13 protein-coding genes are annotated in these 19,289 nt (G+C 58.0%); 6 read left to right on the top strand and 7 right to left on the bottom strand.

The window, feature by feature from the left end; all coding sequences use genetic code 11:
• Window positions 1-40: 40 nt before the first annotated feature.
• From ligA to GHO41_RS15735, 4 genes are all read right to left on the bottom strand, one after another.
• Entirely contained in the window at window positions 41-2,398 is a 2,358-nt protein-coding gene (ligA, locus tag GHO41_RS15750) for an NAD-dependent DNA ligase LigA (protein WP_153434076.1), read from the bottom strand.
• A 96-nt stretch (window positions 2,399-2,494) separates the two neighbouring features.
• Window positions 2,495-3,370, bottom strand: a complete 876-nt coding sequence (gene zipA, locus GHO41_RS15745; RefSeq protein WP_048389974.1) for a cell division protein ZipA — start codon at window positions 3,368-3,370, stop codon at window positions 2,495-2,497.
• 258 nt (window positions 3,371-3,628) lie between these two features.
• Window positions 3,629-7,117: a chromosome segregation protein SMC gene (smc, locus tag GHO41_RS15740; protein ID WP_371928949.1), complete on the bottom strand. Its 3,489-nt coding sequence runs from the start codon at window positions 7,115-7,117 to the stop codon at window positions 3,629-3,631.
• Window positions 7,118-7,119: 2 nt separating this feature from the next.
• Window positions 7,120-7,779 carry a GntR family transcriptional regulator gene (locus GHO41_RS15735; RefSeq protein ID WP_048368483.1) on the bottom strand — a complete coding sequence of 220 codons (660 nt, stop codon included), beginning with the start codon at window positions 7,777-7,779 and terminating at the stop codon, window positions 7,120-7,122.
• Between the two features lie 223 nt (window positions 7,780-8,002).
• Here GHO41_RS15735 and xdhA point away from each other — a divergent pair, with 223 nt between their 5' ends.
• Genes xdhA through guaD form a run of 4 tightly spaced genes read left to right on the top strand, consistent with a single transcriptional unit; the run spans window position 8,003 to window position 13,982 of the window.
• Window positions 8,003-9,457 carry a xanthine dehydrogenase small subunit gene (gene xdhA / locus GHO41_RS15730; protein ID WP_371928948.1) on the top strand — a complete coding sequence of 485 codons (1,455 nt, stop codon included), beginning with the start codon at window positions 8,003-8,005 and terminating at the stop codon, window positions 9,455-9,457.
• A complete protein-coding gene (gene xdhB, locus GHO41_RS15725; RefSeq protein ID WP_153434074.1) occupies window positions 9,450-11,825 on the top strand; it encodes a xanthine dehydrogenase molybdopterin binding subunit in 2,376 nt (791 codons plus the stop codon). The genes xdhA and xdhB overlap by 8 nt, the downstream gene beginning before the upstream one ends.
• Entirely contained in the window at window positions 11,818-12,675 is an 858-nt protein-coding gene (gene xdhC, locus GHO41_RS15720) for a xanthine dehydrogenase accessory protein XdhC (RefSeq protein ID WP_153434073.1), read from the top strand. Before xdhB ends, xdhC begins: the two co-directional genes overlap by 8 nt.
• Window positions 12,676-12,683: 8 nt before the next feature.
• Window positions 12,684-13,982 (top strand): guanine deaminase, encoded by a 1,299-nt coding sequence (gene guaD / locus GHO41_RS15715; protein WP_153428438.1) that lies wholly within the window; start codon window positions 12,684-12,686, stop codon window positions 13,980-13,982.
• A gap of 123 nt (window positions 13,983-14,105) precedes the next feature.
• Here the strand turns inward: guaD and GHO41_RS15710 are convergent, their stop codons facing one another.
• Entirely contained in the window at window positions 14,106-14,858 is a 753-nt protein-coding gene (locus tag GHO41_RS15710) for a GntR family transcriptional regulator (RefSeq protein WP_048368488.1), read from the bottom strand.
• 258 nt (window positions 14,859-15,116) lie between these two features.
• Here GHO41_RS15710 and GHO41_RS15705 point away from each other — a divergent pair, with 258 nt between their 5' ends.
• The gene (locus tag GHO41_RS15705) at window positions 15,117-16,307 is read left to right on the top strand and encodes a benzoate/H(+) symporter BenE family transporter (RefSeq protein WP_123750454.1); all 1,191 of its coding nucleotides are present in this window, start codon (window positions 15,117-15,119) and stop codon (window positions 16,305-16,307) included.
• A gap of 65 nt (window positions 16,308-16,372) precedes the next feature.
• Here the strand turns inward: GHO41_RS15705 and GHO41_RS15700 are convergent, their stop codons facing one another.
• A complete protein-coding gene (locus tag GHO41_RS15700; protein ID WP_048368490.1) occupies window positions 16,373-17,134 on the bottom strand; it encodes an SDR family oxidoreductase in 762 nt (253 codons plus the stop codon).
• A 192-nt stretch (window positions 17,135-17,326) separates the two neighbouring features.
• On the opposite strand from GHO41_RS15700, the gene GHO41_RS15695 reads away from it, so the two are divergent.
• The gene (locus GHO41_RS15695; RefSeq protein WP_153390169.1) at window positions 17,327-18,331 is read left to right on the top strand and encodes an NADP-dependent oxidoreductase; all 1,005 of its coding nucleotides are present in this window, start codon (window positions 17,327-17,329) and stop codon (window positions 18,329-18,331) included.
• 46 nt (window positions 18,332-18,377) lie between these two features.
• On the opposite strand, the gene pyrF is transcribed toward GHO41_RS15695, so the two are convergent.
• Complete coding sequence (pyrF, locus tag GHO41_RS15690) at window positions 18,378-19,076, bottom strand: orotidine-5'-phosphate decarboxylase (RefSeq protein ID WP_178126523.1); 699 nt, start codon at window positions 19,074-19,076, stop codon at window positions 18,378-18,380.
• Window positions 19,077-19,289: the final 213 nt, after the last annotated feature.

Genomic DNA, 19,289 nt, shown 5'->3' with positions numbered 1-19,289 from the left:
CCTTCGCAGCCTGCGGCAGCGACTACAGGTTTTGCAGCCGTTACAGGCCGATACCCTGCTCTTTGAGGAACGCCACGAACGCTTCTTCATCCAGCACCTTGAGACCCAGCTCGTTGGCCTTGGTCAATTTGGACCCCGCTCCCGGCCCGGCTACTACGCAGTGGGTTTTGCCGGACACGGAGCCCGAGACTTTGGCGCCGAGGCTTTCCAGCTTTTCTTTGGCGACGTCGCGGCTCATCAATTCCAGCGAGCCGGTCAGCACCCAGGTCTGCCCGGCCAGCGGCAAGCCTTCTACAGTTTTCTTCTCGCTCTGCCAATGCATGCCGAAGTCGCGCAGTTGCGCTTCGACGTCCAGCGCCAGTCGCGCATTGTCCGGGTTGTCGAAGAAGTCGCGCACGGCCTTGGCTTGCTTTTCAGGCAAGGCCTGACGCATGTCCAGCCAATCGGCGTTGATCACGCGCTCAAGGGTGTCAAACTTGTCGGCCAGCTTCTGCGCCCCGCCCGGCCCAACAGACGGAATGTGCAGTTTGTCAATCAACCCGCCCAAGGTGGCGCTGGCGGCAAATTCAGCGCCCAGCTCACCCTGATCCTGCAATTCCAGACCGCGCTCCAGCAATTGACCAATCACTTGGCGATTGTGGTCATCGCTGAAGAAGCTGTGGATCTCGTGAGCCACTTCCAGGCCCACGTCCGGCAAGTACGTGAGCACTTGCGGCAACGCACGCTGCACGCGCTCCAGAGAGCCCAATGAGCGCGCCAAAACCTTGGCTGTCTCCTCGCCTACATCAGGAATACCCAATGCGTAGATAAATCGCGCCAGTGTCGGACGCTTGCTGTCGGCAATGGCCGCCAACAAGTTGTTGCTCGACAGTTCGGCAAAGCCTTCCAGGTCGACGATTTGCTCAAACGACAGGGTGTACAGGTCGGCCGGCGAACTCACCAGACCTTCATCGACCAACTGCTCGACGCTTTTTTCACCCAGGCCTTCAATGTCCATTGCCCGTCGCGAGACAAAATGGATGATCGCCTGCTTCAATTGCGCACCACAGGCTAGTCGCCCGACGCAGCGGTACACCGCACCTTCGCTGACGGTTTCGCGGCCCTTGCTGCGCTTGATCAATTGCGTGCGTTCAACATGGGAGCCGCACACCGGGCAGTTTTGCGGGATGTGCACCGGGCGCGCGTTCTCAGGGCGCCGGTCGAGCACCACTTGCACCACCTGCGGGATCACATCTCCGGCACGGCGAATGATCACGGTGTCGTGAATCATCAGACCCAAGCGTGCCACTTCGTCCATGTTGTGCAACGTGGCATTAGACACGGTCACGCCCGCCACCTTGACTGGCTTCAGGCGTGCAACCGGAGTGACCGCTCCTGTGCGCCCGACCTGGAATTCAACATCCAGCAATTCAGTCAGTTCTTCCATTGCCGGGAATTTATGGGCGATTGCCCAGCGCGGTTCACGGGCACGAAAACCCAGTTCGCGTTGCGAGGCCAGGCTGTTGACCTTGAACACCACGCCATCGATTTCATACGCCAACGAGGCACGACGCTCACCAATATCACGGTAGTAGTCCAGGCACTCGGCAATGCCTTTGGCCAGTTTCAACTCGTGACTGATGGGCATGCCCCACTGCTGCAACTGCTTGAGATTGCCAATGTGCGTATCGGCAAACTCTTCAGAAACTTGCCCCAACCCATAGCAGCAAAACTCCAGCGGACGGCTGGCGGTGATTTTCGAATCCAACTGGCGCAGGCTGCCAGCCGCTGCGTTACGCGGGTTGGCAAAGGTCTTGCCACCCGCCGCCAGCTGGGCTTCATTGAGGCGGTCAAAACCCGCCTTGGACATAAACACCTCACCGCGCACTTCAAGCACCGCAGGCCAGCCGCTGCCCTGCAACTTGAGCGGGATGTTGCGCACGGTGCGCACGTTGATGCTGATGTCTTCACCGGTGGTGCCATCACCGCGGGTGGCACCGCGCACCAGAACACCGTCCTGATACAGCAGGCTGACCGCCAGACCGTCTAGCTTGGGCTCGCAGCTGTATTCAACTTCTGCACCGCCGCCAAACAGGTCGCCAGCCGGCAAATCGAGCCCCTCGCTGACACGCCGATCAAATTCGCGCATGTCGGTTTCATCAAACGCGTTGCCCAGGCTCAGCATGGGCACTTCGTGACGCACTTGAGTAAAGGCCGACAACGCCGCACTGCCTACGCGCTGGGTCGGCGAATCTGCCGTCACCAGTTCCGGGTGCTCCGCTTCCAGGGCTTTAAGCTCACGAAACAGCCGGTCGTACTCAGCGTCCGGGATGCTCGGCTCGTCGAGGACGTGGTAGCGGTAGTTATGCTGATCCAGTTCAGCGCGCAGCTCTAGAATGCGGGTGTTGGCGGCGGTCATGGGGATTTTCTCTCACAAAGCAAATGAGCAGCCGAGGCTGCTCATGTGTTAATTCATAGTGCACTCAGCGGGAGCGATCACACGGCCCCCACGGCTTTAGCGTTTTTGAGTCAGGGCACGACGCTCGAATTCGACGATGCGCTGGCGGTAATGCTCAATGGTCTGAGCCGTCAACACGCTGCGCTGGTCGTCTTTGAGTTCGCCGTTGAGCTCCTGGGACAACTTGCGCGCTGCTGCCACCATCACATCAAACGCCTGCTTGGGATGACGCGGGCCTGGCAAGCCGAGGAAGAAGCTCACCGCTGGCGTGCTGAACAGATCGATGTCGTCCAGATCGAACACGCCCGGTTTCACGGCGTTGGCCATGGAGAACAAGACTTCGCCGTTGCCAGCCATGCTTTCGTGACGGTGGAAAATATCCATTTCACCGAAACGCAAGCCGCTCTCAAGAATGTTTTGCAGCAGCGCCGGGCCTTTGAAGCCTGCCGGATCACGGCTGATAACGCTGATGACCAGCACTTCTTCGGTTGCCGGTGCGGGCTCTTTGCTTTCTGCCGCAGCCACTGCTGGCGTCTGACGCCCGCGTGGCTTGGTTTCAACAGGAGCATCATCGTCACGCGCACTGAAGCTTGGACCGTCATCATCAAGATCGAGGTTGAGGTTCAAATCACCCTGGCTCGGCTCACTGGAGCGTTTACCGCGCTTGGAGGACTTCTCACGGGGCGGCATGCTCACCGATGGCAGGTCATGCTCATCGAGCTGCGGCTCTTTGTGATCCGGCGTATCCAGAACCCGTGACGGGCCTAACAGCTCGGCGCTGTTTTCCTCGTCGGGCACATTGGAAAAACTGCGGTCAAGACGAAACTTGAGCTTCCCTTTACCGCCACGCATACGACGCCAGCCGTCAAAAAGAATACCGGCGATGACCACTATGCCGATGACTATCAGCCACTCGCGCAGACCGATTTCCATGTAATCCCGTGCCCCTAAAAAAATGATTCTATGAAGAAGAGCCTAAAGCCCTTTAAAACGTGGCGCCAACTCTATGTTCTGAATGGCGTTTTTCCACGTGCAAAAAAATTAGACGCTAAATTAACACGACCAAAGATAACTTTACACCGTCTGTCACCTTGAGTTAGGCCCATGTAGCCGCTGACCTACACGTCTCATCAGCAAAATCTGTAGGGATTTTCTTACATGAAGAAAATTTTATCCCTACTTGCTTATAGCTCATGCGTCGACCATTGCCATTGCTTCCTCAACATCAACCGCAACAAGACGTGAACAACCTGGCTCATGCATCGTCACCCCCATCAACTGATCGGCCATTTCCATGGCGATTTTGTTGTGGGTGATGTAGATGAATTGCACAGTCTGGGACATCTCTTTAACCAACCGCGCATAGCGCCCCACGTTCGCGTCATCAAGCGGTGCATCAACTTCGTCGAGCATGCAGAACGGCGCCGGATTGAGTTTAAAAATGGCAAAAACCAGTGCCAGAGCCGTCAATGCCTTCTCCCCACCGGACAGCAAATGAATCGTGCTGTTCTTTTTGCCCGGCGGCCTCGCCATGATAGTTACCCCTGTATCGAGTAAATCTTCGCCCGTCAGTTCCAAATAAGCGCTGCCACCACCGAAAACTTTTGGGAAAAGCGCCTGTAATCCACCATTTATCTGATCAAAGGTGTCTTTGAAGCGGCTCCGGGTTTCTTTATCAATCTTGCGAATAACGTTTTCCAGTGTGTCCAGTGCTTCGACCAGATCGGCATCCTGGGCATCCAGATAACGCTTACGCTCGGACTGCTGCTGGTATTCATCAATGGCCGCGAGGTTAATCGCACCCAAACGCTGAATGCGCGCAGCAATCCGCTCTAGTTCCTCTTCGGCCTGCTGCTCATTGAGTTCGTTACTCAATGTTGCCAGCACCCCGTGCAAGTCATAGCCGTCCGCCAGCAACTGATCTTGCAAGGCCGTACGCCGAACTGTCAGCGCCTGCCATTCCATACGCTGCTGCTCAAGCTGGCCACGAATCAGTTGAGACTGTTGCTCGGCCTGGTTGCGGCGCTTTTCAGCGTCGCGCAGTTCACGGTCCGCATCTTCAAGAGCCAATTGCGCAACTTTAAGTTCCTCGTCAACGCTCAGGCGTTTATCCAGCAACTCTTCAAGTTTAAGGCGCAGCTCTTCAAGGGGAGCTTCGCCCTCCTCCAGATTGAGGGTGAGCTGCTCACGCTTTTCAGCGAGCCGCTCAGATTGCAGCTCCAGCCGCTCAAGCGCCTGGCGGGTCGAGTCGTGCTGTGCCCTGAGTGAACCCAAGCGCACCGCCAATTGGTGGGCGTGATCCTTGTGCTGACGGGCTTCTTGACGCACCCGGTCAAGGCGTTCGCGTAAGCTGTCGCGCTGGGCCAGCAGCAGTTCGCGCTGCTCGGTGTCAGTGGCCATCGCATCCAGCGCTTGCTGCAAGTTCAGGCGCGCCTCACCAACGTGTTCATGCTCCAGCGCACGCTGCTCGCTGAGCTCGGCCAGCTCTTCGTCAAGCCGCCGACGGCGCAAGGTCAACTGCTCGACCTTGGCTTTGCTGGCAGACAGCTTGGCTTTGATCTCGCCTTGTTGGCGGGCTTCATCCTGCAAGCGGCGACGAACTTGCTCACGCGCGTCTTCTTGAGCGACTTGCTGCTCGCGCAAGCGTTGCAACTGCTCCTCAAGAGTCGCCAGGGTGGCTTCACGCTCTTCGCGCTCAACCCCCAGACGCTGGATTTCCTGGCCGCGGGCCAGCACGCCGCTTTCGGCTTCACTGGCGCGGCGCACACGCAAAAAGTTACGCCCGACCCAATAACCGTCACGGCTGATCAGGCTTTGACCGTCGGCCAGTTGCCCGCGCGCTGCCAGTGCCTGCTCAAGGGTTTCGACCGGTTTGACCTGCCCAAGCCAGGGCGCCAAGTCAAAATCGGCCTCGACTTTATCCAGCAAACTGCCTGCGATACGGCTCGCAGTGGCGTCGGCGCTGAACAGGCGCAAATCGCCCTGGGTAAAGCCCGCCAGATCCACCTGGGAAAAATCATCCACCAACACGGCCTGGAGGTCGGCACCCAGCACCGTTTCGACCGCAAGCTCCCAACCGGCTTCAACCCGCAGGCCTTCGGCCAGACGTGGACGCTCAGCCAGTTGCTGCTCACGCAGCCATTCGCCTGCACCGGCGCCAGGGTCCAACGCAGCTTGCTGCAGCGCTTCAAGGGAAGCCAGACGACCGTTAAGCCGCTGCAACTCGCCCTGAGCCTGCTGCTGGTTTTGCGTGGCTTGCTGCAAGTCGTGACGCACTTGCTCAAGACGCTCGATCACCTGTTCTTCGCTGGCTTGCAGCTCTTCTTGGGTCAGTTCGCTGGTCGCCAGCAACTCGCTCAGTTCAAGGATCGCTGCATCTTCCGGGTCTGCGGCGAGCAAGGCGCGCTCTTCGGCCAAGCGACGCTGGCGTTCAGCCACGCGCTCCATACTGGTTTCCAGTTGCTGGATACGCGCTTGCAGGACTTCGGATTGGCGTTGCGGCTCGGCCGAGCGCAGGTTGAAGGCATCCCACTGCTCTTGCCAGGCATGCATGGTGACTTCGGATTCTTCGAGCGCGGCCGCCGACTCTTCAGCGGCGGCGCTGGTCAGCTCCTGCTCGGGCACCAACATTTCGAGCTCTTCACCCAGCGTTGCCAGCATCGTGCGGTCATGCCCCAGGTGCGACTCGGTTTCAAGACGCGAGCGCTCGGCTTCACGCAAGTCGTCTTGTAACTGACGCAAACGTTGCTGACCATGCTGGATGCTTTGTTCGACGCGGGCGATGTCGCCACCCACCGAATAGAAGCGCCCTTGCACCAAATTAAAGCGTTCTGACAGGTCGTGATGCCCGTCACGCAGGCGTTCGATGCTGGCATCGGCATTGCGCTGTTCAGCGACCAACGCTTCAAAGCTGACTTCTTGATCGCCAATGATCGTTTCGCGCTGCCCCACCTGCTCGTTCAGGTCTTGCCAGCGCAATGCGGACAACTGCGCCTTGAGCTGACGCTCTTCGGCTTTGTATTCCTGGTACTTCTCGGCGGCCTGGGCCTGACGGTGCAGACGCTCAAGCTGTCGACCCAACTCTTCACGCAAGTCGGTCAGGCGCGCGAGGTTTTCGTGGGTGCGACGAATGCGGTTTTCGGTCTCGCGACGCCGCTCCTTGTACTTGGAGATGCCGGCCGCTTCTTCGATAAAGTTGCGCAGGTCTTCGGGCTTGGACTCGATCAGCTTGGAGATCATGCCCTGCTCGATGATCGAGTAGCTGCGCGGCCCCAGGCCGGTGCCGAGGAAAATATCGGTGATGTCACGACGACGGCATTTGGTGCCGTTGAGGTAGTAAGTGGTCTGGCTGTCGCGGGTCACCTTGCGGCGGATGGATATCTCGGCGTAGGCCGCATATTCGCCCAGCAGCGTGCCGTCGGAGTTATCAAACACCAGTTCAATACTGGCCTGACTCACGGGTTTACGGCTGGTGGAGCCGTTGAAGATGACGTCGGTCATCGACTCGCCGCGCAGGTTTTTAGCCGAGCTTTCGCCCATTACCCAACGCACGGCGTCGATAATGTTCGACTTGCCGCAACCGTTGGGGCCGACCACCGCCGCCATATTGCTCGGAAAGTTAACCGTTGTCGGGTCAACGAAGGATTTGAAGCCCGCCAGTTTGATGCACTTGAGACGCACGTTCAGGCAACCGTCAAGGCGGACAACACCAGGTCACAGCTGCGCTGAGCATATCGGCTCAGTACGACACGAATTTGCGAAAAATCCCGCGCCAGAACCGCCTCAAGCAGCTCTGCGAATAGCGCCAGAAACTCGCTCATCTCGGCCTTGCGCTGTTCCAGTGCCAGGTAATAGGCACGGCTCATGGCCGGGTGCAGGTTCTCGACGGTTTCTTGCAGGTACGGGTTATCGGCAAACGGGTAGGCAGCGCGCATTACGTTGAAGCTGTCTTCAACAAAGGCGCTGATGTCCTGGCGCTCGTAGCTGTCGACCAGACGCTGCTGGATTTGCAGGAAAGGCCCCAGGTCAGACGGCGCTGTCCAGCGCTGCGCAACGGCATTGCCGAGCAGGATGTACATCTCGCTCATCAACGTACACAGGCTTTGGACCTTGTGCGCAGTGAGCTCGGTGACATGTGCGCCACGCCGTGGAAGGATCGCGATCAAGTGTCGACGCTCCAGGATCAACAACGCTTCGCGCACAGAGCCGCGGCTGACATTGAGCGCCAGCGTTACCTTCTGTTCTTGAATGCGTTCTCCAGGCTTGAGCTCGCCACGAATAATCCGCTCAGCGAGGTGGTGAGCTATTTGCTCGGCGAGGCTATCCGGCGCCTTGAACGTCATGTTGTACCTTCAAAATCTTCGATCAGTGCAGGCGGCGGAGTGTAACGCACTTGCGCGGTGCAAGCAGAGTGTCTCGGGCGCCGAATGTGGCACGAAATAAGCAAATAAAGCGTGTCGTGATCAATCACCGGGATGACTCACTGGCATTTCTTGACCCTGAAGTCAGCAATGACTAGATTCAATTCATCCCGCCCGATAAAAATAGTGCAGTGCGAGGCCGCCCGTGATCCAGTTTTTAGTTAATCAGACGCTACGCACTGAACACGCACTGGACCCCAACCTCACGGTACTCAATTACCTGCGTCAGCACCTGCACAAACCCGGCACCAAGGAAGGCTGTGCCAGCGGTGATTGCGGCGCCTGCACAGTGGTTGTTGGTGAGTTGCATACTGACGAGCAAGGCACTGAAGGCCTGCGCTATCGCAGCCTCAATGCCTGCCTGACCTTCGTTTCGACCTTGCATGGCAAGCAGTTGATCAGCGTTGAAGACCTCAAACACCAGGGCCAGCTCCACAGCGTGCAGCAGGCGATGGTCGACTGCCACGGCTCGCAATGCGGCTTTTGTACGCCCGGCTTTGTCATGTCGCTGTTTGCCCTGCAAAAAAACAGCCCTGACGCCAACCACCAGCAGGCCCACGAAGCACTGGCCGGCAACCTCTGCCGCTGCACCGGCTATCGACCAATTCTGGCCGCCGCGGCGCAAGCCTGCCACTCAGCGCCTGCGGACCAATTTGATGCGCAACACGGAGCAACCCTGGCCAAACTCAAGGCCATCCGCCCTGTCGGCGCCAGCGAGCTTAATAACGGCGACAACCGTTGCCTGCTGCCCCTTACCCTTGACGAGCTGGCTCGGGCCTATGCAGCGCATCCACAGGCGCGCCTGCTGGCGGGCGGGACCGACTTGGCGCTGGAGGTCACGCAACTTCACCGCAGCCTGCCTGTAATGATTGCTCTGGGGCAGATTGCCGAGCTAAAGCGCATCGAACGCTTTGCAGATCGCCTCGAAGTCGGCGCCGCAGTGACCCTCGTAGACATCTACCAAACGCTTAACGCCGAATACCCGGACTTCGGCGAACTGTTACAGCGTTTTGCCTCGCTGCAAATTCGTAACCAAGGCACTTTGGGCGGCAACATCGGCAACGCTTCGCCCATTGGTGATTCGCCCCCCCTGCTGATCGCCCTCGGCTCACAACTGGTCTTACGCAAAGGGGCTACACGTCGCACGCTGGCGCTGGAAGATTACTTTCTGGACTACCGGGTGACCGCTCAAGCTGAAGGCGAATTCATCGAGAAAATCGTCATCCCGCGCGCCAAGGCCAGCCATCTGTTTCGCGCCTATAAAATCTCCAAGCGACTGGATGACGACATCAGCGCCGTGTGCGCCGCGTTCAATCTGCACATCGAAAATGGCGTGGTGATGGAAGCCCGTGTGGCCTTCGGCGGCATGGCGGCCACACCCAAACGCGCCAGCGCCTGCGAGGCCGTCTTGCACAAAGCGCCCTGGAACAGCGCAACGGTGGAGCGAGCCTGCAACGCCTTGTCGCTGGATTTCAGCCCGCTCTCGGACTTTCGCGCCAGCCAGGAATATCGCTTGCTGTGCGCGCAAAACCTGTTGCGAAAATACTTTATCGAACAGCAAACCCCGGACCTTCAAACGCGGGTAACGGCTTATGTCTAACTCTCACGCGATCGAAATGTCCCAGGCTGAACTGAGCGCCCTGTTTGCCCAGGATTTGAAAACCGGTGTGGGCCGCAGCGTCAAACATGACAGCGCAGATAAACATGTGTCGGGCGAGGCACAGTACATCGATGACCGGCTGGAATTCCCCAACCAGTTGCACGTGTACGCGCGTTTGTCTGACCGCGCCCACGCACGCATCATCCGCATCGATACCGCGCCCTGCTATGCCTTTGCCGGTGTGCGACGGGTGATCACCCACGAGGACATCCCCGGCCTCAAAGACATCGGCCCGCTGTTTCCGGGCGATCCGTTATTGGCCATCGATACCGTGGAGTTTGTCGGGCAGCCGGTACTAGCGGTGGCCGCCAGCGACCTGGACGCCGCCCGCAAGGCAGCAATGGCGGCCGTGATCGAGTACGAAGACCTTGAGCCAGTACTTGATGTCGTAGAAGCACTGCGCAAAAAACACTTTGTGCTCGACAGCCATACTCACCAACGTGGCGACGCCAGCACCGCGCTGAGACAGGCCACCCATCGGCTGCAAGGTCAACTGCACATCGGTGGGCAAGAGCATTTTTACCTTGAAACACAGATCTCTTCAGTCATGCCCACTGAAGACGGCGGCATGATCGTGTATTGCTCAACCCAGCACCCGACCGAGATCCAGAAGCTGGTGTCCGAAGTGCTGGGCGTACCGATGAATAAAGTCGCGGTAGACATGCGCCGCATGGGCGGCGGCTTTGGTGGCAAAGAGACCCAGGCGGCCAGCCCCGCGTGCTTGTGTGCGGTGGTTGCGCACCTGACCGGGCAACCAACCAAGATGCGCCTGCCACGCAGCGAAGACATGCAGATGACCGGCAAGCGTCACCCTTTTTATATCGAGTACGACGTCGGCTTCGATGACAACGGGCGGCTGCAAGGTATCCAACTGGACCTGGCGGCCAACTGCGGCTACTCGCCCGACTTGTCAGGGTCCATTGTTGACCGCGCCATGTTTCACGCCGACAACGCGTATTACTTGGGCGATGCCACAATCCATGGGCACCGCTGCAAAACCAACACGGCCTCCAATACGGCGTATCGCGGCTTCGGCGGCCCGCAAGGCATGGTCGCCATTGAAGAAGTCATGGACCGGATTGCCCGCCATTTGCACATGGACCCGCTGGCGGTGCGCAAAGTCAATTATTACGGTAAAACCGAGCGCAACGTGACTCACTATTACCAAACCGTGGAGCACAACTTGCTCCATGAAATGACCGCCGATCTCGAAGCCAGCAGCCAATACGCGGAGCGTCGCGCGGCGATCAAGGCCTTCAATGCCAGCAGCCCGATCCTGAAAAAAGGCCTGGCCCTCACCCCGGTCAAATTCGGCATTTCGTTCACTGCCAGCTTTCTCAACCAGGCCGGAGCGCTGATACACATTTACACCGATGGCAGCATTCACTTGAACCACGGCGGCACAGAAATGGGCCAGGGCCTGAATATCAAGGTCGCGCAAGTGGTGGCCGAGGTGTTTCAGGTGGAGGTCGACCGCGTGCACATCACCGCCACTCATACCGAGAAAGTGCCCAACACCTCACCCACGGCGGCCTCCAGCGGAGCAGACCTGAATGGCAAGGCAGCGCAAAATGCGGCGCAAACCATCAAGCAACGCTTAATTGAGTTTGCCGCAGAAAAGTACCAAGTCAGCGCCCAGGACGTGGTGTTCCATAACGGATTGGTACGCATCGGTGAACAGATTCTGAGTTTTGCAGCACTGATCCAGCAGGCCTACTTCGGCCAAGTCTCGCTCTCCAGTACCGGCTATTACAAAACCCCGAAGATTTTTTACGACCGCAGCCAGGCCCGTGGCCGGCCGTTTTACTACTACGCTTTTGGGGTTGCCTGCGCAGAGGTGATCGTCGACACCCTGACCGGGGAATACAAAATGTTACGTACCGACATCCTGCATGACGTGGGCGCTTCGCTGAACCCGGCCATTGATGTGGGCCAGGTTGAAGGCGGCTATGTGCAGGGCGTGGGCTGGCTGACCAGCGAAGAACTGGTGTGGAACGCCAAGGGCAAGCTGCTGACCAGCGGCCCGGCCAGCTACAAGATCCCGGCGGTTTCCGACATGCCGATGGATCTGCGGGTGAAATTGGTCGAAAACCGCAAAAACCCGGAAGACACGGTGTTCCATTCCAAAGCCGTGGGCGAGCCGCCGTTTATGCTCGGCATTGCCGCGTGGTGCGCGATAAAAGACGCGGTCGCGAGCCTCGCCGATTATCGTGTGCAACCTGATATTGATACGCCTGCCACGCCGGAACGGGTCTTGTGGGGCTGTGAGCAAATGCGTCGACACGTCGCGGGAGACAAGCATGAATGACTGGATCCGCGCACTGGCCGATTTGCAGCAACAGGGCGAACCGAGCGTACTGGTCACGCTTATCGAAGAACAAGGCTCAACGCCCCGGAATGCGGGAGCAAAGATGCTGATCAGCGCGAGCCAGATTTACGACACCATCGGTGGTGGCCATCTGGAATTTAAAGCCATGCACATCGCCCGCGAGATGCTCGCTGCCCACTCACAAGGGCCGCACCTGCAGCGCTTCAGCCTCGGCGCCAGTCTTGGTCAATGCTGTGGCGGCGTGGCCGTGCTGCTGTTTGAACCCATGGGTCAGGTGCAAGCACACATAGCGGTGTTCGGCGCCGGGCATGTCGCCCGCGCACTGGTGCCCCTGCTGGCCAGCCTGCCCTGCCGCGTGCGCTGGATTGATTCGCGGGAGCAAGAATTCCCGGCATTGATACCGGCCGGAGTACGCAAAATAGTCTGCGAAGATCCGGTAGATGAAATCAATACGCTGCCTGCGGGTTGCTACTGCATCGTCATGACGCATAATCACGCCCAGGACCTGGAACTCAGCGCCGCCCTGCTCAAACGCAACGACTTTGCCTACTTCGGCTTGATTGGCTCAAAAACCAAGCGCATGAAGTTTGAACATCGCCTGCGTGAGCGCGGCATCAGCGCCGACCCTCTGCAGCGTATGCGCTGCCCGATGGGCTTAAATGAGGTGAAGGGCAAGTTACCGATTGAAATCGCGATCTCCATCGCCGGCGAAATTATCGCCACTTATAACGCCCACTTCGGCCAGCACACTGCCTGCGCCGAACCGATTGGCGCTGAACCCCTTACACAATTGCTGGCGTCTTCGCGACGCAGCCATGCCACGCACTGAGAGTTGTTATGACCTGTAAAGCCTATCGCGCCGCCATTCTGCACAGCATCGCCGACCCCGCCGAAGTCGGGATCGAGGCCTCCTACGAGTATTTTGAAGATGGCCTGCTGGTGGTCGAGGACGGCAAAATTACCGCGCTGGGCAATGCCGCAGACCTGCTCGCCTCACTGCCTGCCGACACTGACATTACCTTCTACAGCGATGCGCTGATTACTCCGGGCTTTATCGACACCCATATCCACTTCCCACAGACCGGGATGATTGGCGCCTACGGCGAACAGTTGCTCGACTGGTTGAACACCTACACGTTCCCGTGCGAAAACCAGTTCGCCGACAAGGCACATGCCGAGAAGGTCGCGGATATTTTCCTGAAAGAGCTGCTACGCAACGGCACAACCACAGCCCTGGTCTTCGGCAGTGTGCACCCGCAATCGGTGGACGCCCTGTTCGAAGCCGCCCAACGTCTGGACCTGCGCCTGATCGCAGGCAAAGTCATGATGGACCGCAATGCGCCGGAGTATCTGACAGATACTGCCGAATCTGGCTACAACGACAGCAAGGCGCTGATTGAGCGCTGGCACCGTCAAGGCCGCTTGCACTACGCCGTGACCCCGCGTTTCGCGCCGACCAGCACGCCAGAGCAACTAAGCCTGGCGGGCAAGTTGTTGAGCGAATACCCGGACGTGTATTTGCACACCCATATCAGCGAAAACCTTCAGGAAATCGAGTGGGTAAAATCGCTGTTCCCGGAGCGCAAGGGCTATCTGGACGTGTACGACCATTACCAACTCTTGGGCGAACGTTCGGTCTTTGCCCACGGCGTACACCTGTGCGACGAAGAATGCGCACGCCTGGCTGAAACCGGCTCCGCCGTGGCCTTCTGCCCGACGTCCAACCTGTTTCTGGGCAGTGGCCTGTTCAACTTGCCGATGGCCGAAAAGCACAAGCTCAATGTTGGCCTGGGCACCGACGTAGGCGCCGGGACAAGCTTCTCGCTGCTTAACACCCTGAACGAAGCCTACAAGGTCATGCAATTGCAAGGCGCACGCCTCAACCCGTTCAAGTCGCTGTATTTGGCTACCCTGGGTGGGGCGCGGGCGCTGCGCCTGGAAGACAAGATCGGCACGCTGAAACCGGGTACCGACGCAGACTTTGTGGTACTGGACTACAACGCTACGCCGCTGATGAGCTATCGCCTGCAGCAATCCAAAGACATCGCCGACACGTTGTTTGTGTTGATGACCTTGGGGGATGACCGCACGGTTGAGCAGACGTACGCGGCAGGGAACCTGGTGCATCAGCGTTAAGGGACTGGCAAAAACACTTGTAGTCGCTGACGAGGGACGAGGCTGCGATGCGCGGGCGCAGGACCGCCTTATGGGGCCGCTTCGCAACCCATCGCAGCCTCGTGCCTCGTCAGCGACTACAGGTTAGCGATGGCTTTTGCCTTTGGTTTGCAGCAGGTGCGAGAACACTGCATGCAGATCGTCCGAGGCGCCTTCTTCGTCGAGGTTGAGTTTGCTGTCGATGTGGTCCATGTGATGCATCATCAGGTCCACTGCCAGCGCACCGTCACGGGCTTCGATGGCATCGATCAGTTGCATGTGCTCGTCGTAGGAACAGTGTGAGCGGTTGCCGCTTTCGTACTGGGCAATAATCAACGATGTTTGCGACACCAGGCTGCGCTGGAAGCTGATCAGCGGCGCATTTTTAGCGGCTTCAGCCAGCTTCAAGTGAAACTCGCCCGACAACCGAATACCTGCACCACGATCGCCCCGCGAGAAACTGTCGCGCTCGTCCTCGACCATTTTGCGCAACTCAGCCAGATCGTCCGCCGTGGCATGAACCACGGCCAATTCCGTAATGGCTTTTTCCACCAGACGGCGGGCAAGAAAAACCTGGCGCGCTTCTTCAACACTCGGGCTGGCTACCACTGCGCCACGATTGGGGCGCAGCAACACAACCCCTTCATGGGCCAGGCGCGAGAGTGCTCGACGGATAATGGTCCGACTCACGCCAAAGATTTCGCCCAGCGCCTCTTCGCTCAATTTTGTGCCCGGTGCCAGACGCTGTTCGAGAATGGCCTCGAAGATATGCGCGTAGACAATATCGTCCTGGGTTCCGCTGCGACCGGCCTTGCCGGCGCGGGTGGGTTTCTTGAGAGGCTGCAACTGTTCGTTCATGGGCACTCGAATGGGAAAAGCGGCGGCAAATTGAGCGTTACGTTTATACGTAAACGGGCCTCGCTGACAATGAATTAATGCAAGAAAACAGGCCGCATTGTACACAAGCCCGAGTGTATGCACGACTGTATGGCCGTTTGATATCCCGGCTGTATTGCAATGAAATGTTACTTTTGCGTTTAGGCTTGCGCTCTGTTCACTGTCTTATCAAGAACAGCTTTTGCAGAGCACTCTGCCCAGTACAAGGAATTGCGTTTTATGACCGACGCCACTCAGCCACGCTTGCACCCGTTGGCCGACACCTCACCTTCTGCGGTGGTCGCGGGTTTCATTGCAATGATGACCGGCTATACCAGCTCATTGGTGCTGATGTTTCAAGCAGGCCAGGCAGCAGGTTTGACCAGCGGACAAATCTCTTCATGGATTTGGGCGCTGTCCATTGGTATGGCCATTTGCAGCATAGGCTTATCCCTGCGTTATCGCACCCCCATTACCATCGCTTGGTCAACGCCCGGCGCCGCGCTGCTGATTACCAGTTTGGGGGGCGTCAGTTACCACGAGGCCATCGGTGCGTACATCACGTGTGCCGTGCTGGTGATTATCTGTGGGGTGACCGGGAGTTTTGAGCGCCTGGTCAAACGCATTCCGGCATCCCTGGCTGCGGCATTGCTGGCCGGTATCTTGTTCAAGATCGGTAGCGAGATATTTGTCGCTGCGCAGCATCAGACCGGCCTGGTGATCGGCATGTTTTTCACCTACCTGATCGTCAAACGCCTGTCGCCGCGCTACGCGGTATTGGCAGCGCTGGTGATTGGCATCGTGATTTCGGGGTTGCTCGGGCTGCTGGATTTCAATGGTTTCGCCCTGGAAGTGGCCGTGCCGGTGTGGACCACGCCTTCCTTTTCGCTGGCAGCCACCATCAGCATCGGCATCCCGTTGTTTGTGGTCGCCATGACCTCGCAGAACATGCCGGGCATCGCCGTGCTGCGCGCCGACGGTTACACCGTGCCCGCTTCGCCGCTGATTACCACCACGGGGGTGGCCTCGCTGCTGCTCGCGCCTTTTGGTTCACACGGGATCAACCTGGCGGCCATCAGTGCAGCCATCTGCACCGGGCCACATGCCCATGAAGACCCCAAAAAGCGTTACACCGCGGCCATGTGGTGCGGGATTTTCTATGGCATTGCAGGCATTTTTGGCGCCACATTGGCCGCCTTGTTTGCCGCCTTCCCTAAAGAACTGGTGCTGTCGATTGCGGCCTTGGCACTGTTTGGTTCGATCATCAACGGCCTGACTGTTGCCATGACGGAGTCCAAAGAGCGAGAAGCTGCGCTGGTAACGTTTATGGTCACCGCATCAGGCATGAGCCTGTTCTCGGTCGGCTCGGCGTTCTGGGGCATCGTGGCAGGCGTGTTGACGCTGATGATTTTGAACTGGAAAACCCGCTGAGTCATGGCTCAATGTGGGCTGCGATCTTTTTCAACATCTAAAGATCGCAGTCTTCAGCCGTTTCATTAAATCGCTAAAGCCCCGCCATCAATCGCCAGAGCATGGCCCGTGGTAAATGCTGCACCGTCCGAACACAGGTACAGCACAGCACTCGCGACCTCTTCTACTGTGCCCACTCGCCCGACCGGATGCATCGCCGCAGCAAACTCCGCCTTTCTCGGATCTGCCTCGTATGCGCGGCGGAACATATCTGTGTCAATCACGCCAGGGCACACCGCATTGACGCGGATCTTTTTCTTCGCGTATTCAATGGCCGCCGACTTTGTCAGACCAATCACCGCGTGTTTTGACGCCGAGTAGATACTCATCTTCGGTGCGGCGCCAAGGCCTGCCACAGACGCGGTATTGACGATCGCTCCACCGCCCTGGCTGAGCATCAGAGGCAACTGATATTTCATGCACAACCACACACCTTTAACGTTCACGCCCATGATTGCGTCGAATTCATCCTCTGTACCGTCCGCCAAGCGGCCGTGCTCGATTTCGATGCCAGCATTGTTGAAGGCGTAATCCAGACGGCCATAAGTGCTGAGGGTCTGCTCCATCAAATGCCTGACGTCCGCCTCAAGGGCGACATTGCAACGTACAAATGCTGCGCTGCCACCGGCGGCCTTGATCAGCTCGACAGTGCCCTCCCCGCTCGCGGCATCCAGATCGGCCACAACGACATTCAAGCCCTCGGCCGCGAAGGCCAGTGCCGCGGCCCGCCCGATACCTGCACCGGCCCCGGTCACCACAGCCACTCGCCCGGAAAACGTCATGCTCATTATTCTTATCCTCAAAGGGGAAAATCTGTTTTCAGTGTAGGCACACCCAAACAACTTATTTATCGAAGTGATATAACTCCGCCTACCAACATCACCCCAATTGATGAAAAAGCATTCGTAAGATCATGTTCGCTTGCCGACACGGCCCAGAACGTCTATCAACCTCCTTTGCCTTAATGATGAGTGCCTACGATGACCGCCGAGACTAACCGCCAATTCCTTCTCGCCAAACGCCCCGTCGGCGCAGTAACCCGCGACATTTTCACCTACCAACAGGTGCCTGTGGCTGAGCCCGGCGATGGGCAAATCGTGGTTAAAAATGAATACCTGTCCCTCGACCCCGCAATGCGCGGGTGGATGAATGAAGGCAAGTCCTACATCCCCCCTGTGGCTCTTGGGGACGTGATGCGCGCTTTGGGCGTCGGCAAAGTCGTTGCCTCGAAGCATCCGGACTTTAGCGTCGGTGATTACGTGAACGGCGCGCTGGGTGTGCAGGATTACTTCGTTGGGGAAACCCGCGGTTTCTACAAAGTTGATCCCAAACTGGTGCCTTTGCCGGTGTACTTGTCAGCGCTGGGCATGACCGGCATGACCGCCTACTTCGCATTGCTCGACATTGGAGCACCGAAAGCCGGAGACACTGTGGTGATTTCTGGTGCTGCGGGCGCCGTTGGCAGCATTGCCGGGCAAATCGCCAAGCTCAAGGGCTGTCATGTGGTCGGTATAGCAGGCGGGAAAGACAAATGCGCCTACCTGATTGACGAACTGGGTTTTGACGGCGTGATTGACTACAAGAACGAAGACGTTCTCGCCGGCCTGAAACGTGAATGCCCTAAAGGGGTCGACGTGTATTTCGACAACGTGGGCGGCGATATTCTGGACGCGGTGCTCAGTCGCTTGCGCTTCAAGGCGCGCGTAATCATCTGCGGTGCGATCAGTCAGTACAACAATAAGGAATCCGTCAAAGGGCCGGCCAACTATCTGTCATTGCTGGTCAATCGTGCGCGTATGGAAGGGTTTGTGGTGATGGACTATGCCGACCGTTACGCTGCGGCCGCACAAGAAATGGCTGTTTGGCTGAGCAAAGGGCAATTGAAAAGCAAGGAGCACATTGTTGAAGGGCTGGAGACCTTCCCTGAAAACCTGCTCAAGCTGTTCAGCGGGGAAAACTTCGGCAAGTTGGTACTGAAGGTTTAAACCCCATGTCGCCGCAGCCCGGGCTGCGGCGACATCACTGGCGAGCTTAAGCTATTTCGGCAACCACGGCAGCCAATGCTTTGCCCGGATCAGCCGCTTGGCTGATCGGGCGACCAATAACCAGGTAATCAGAACCCGCATCCAACGCCTGACGTGGAGTCAAAATGCGACGCTGGTCATCCTGAGCACTGCCAGCAGGACGAATCCCTGGCGTTACCAATTGCAGCGACGGGTGTGCGGCCTTCAGCGCTTGCGCTTCCAGAGCCGAGCACACCAGCCCATCCATACCGGCCTTTTGTGCCAAAGCAGCCAAACGCAACACTTGCTCTTGTGGCTCGATGTCCAGGCCGATGGCAGCGAGGTCCTCACGCTCCATGCTGGTCAATACCGTGACACCAATCAACAACGGTTGCGGGCCGGTACGCTTGTCCAGCTCTTCACGGCAGGCAGCCATCATGCGCAAGCCGCCCGAACAGTGAACGTTAACCATCCACACGCCCATCTCGGCAGCAGCCTTTACGGCCATCGCGGTGGTGTTGGGGATGTCATGGAATTTTAGGTCCAGAAAAACCTCAAAGCCTTTGTTACGCAACGTACCGACAATCTCAGCAGCGCAACTGGTGAACAGCTCTTTGCCCACTTTTACGCGGCACAGTTTCGGGTCCAACTGATCAGCCAATTTCAGTGCGGCGTCACGCGTTGGGTAATCCAGGGCGACGATGATAGGAGTCTGGCAGTCGGACATTAGCGGGTTCTCAGGCTGGTCGAAATCGGCGCGCATTGTAGCGGAAGCCGCCGCCTACCGGCACCCGATGATCGTATTTTCATGACTTTAATCATCTTGAGGTGATCACACGCGCACGAAAAAATAACCGGCCTACAATGAAATCACTGATTACTCACACACTTAACGGGATAGACAGCACAACGCTTCGCAAATTTTTTGCTCAGCCACGTG

Origin of the sequence: Pseudomonas sp. FSL R10-0399, from assembly GCF_009600165.1 — a bacterium.
Lineage (GTDB): Bacteria > Pseudomonadota > Gammaproteobacteria > Pseudomonadales > Pseudomonadaceae > Aquipseudomonas > Aquipseudomonas helleri.
Note: the sequence above shows the minus strand (reverse complement) of the source record. Positions and strands in the feature narration are given on the sequence as shown.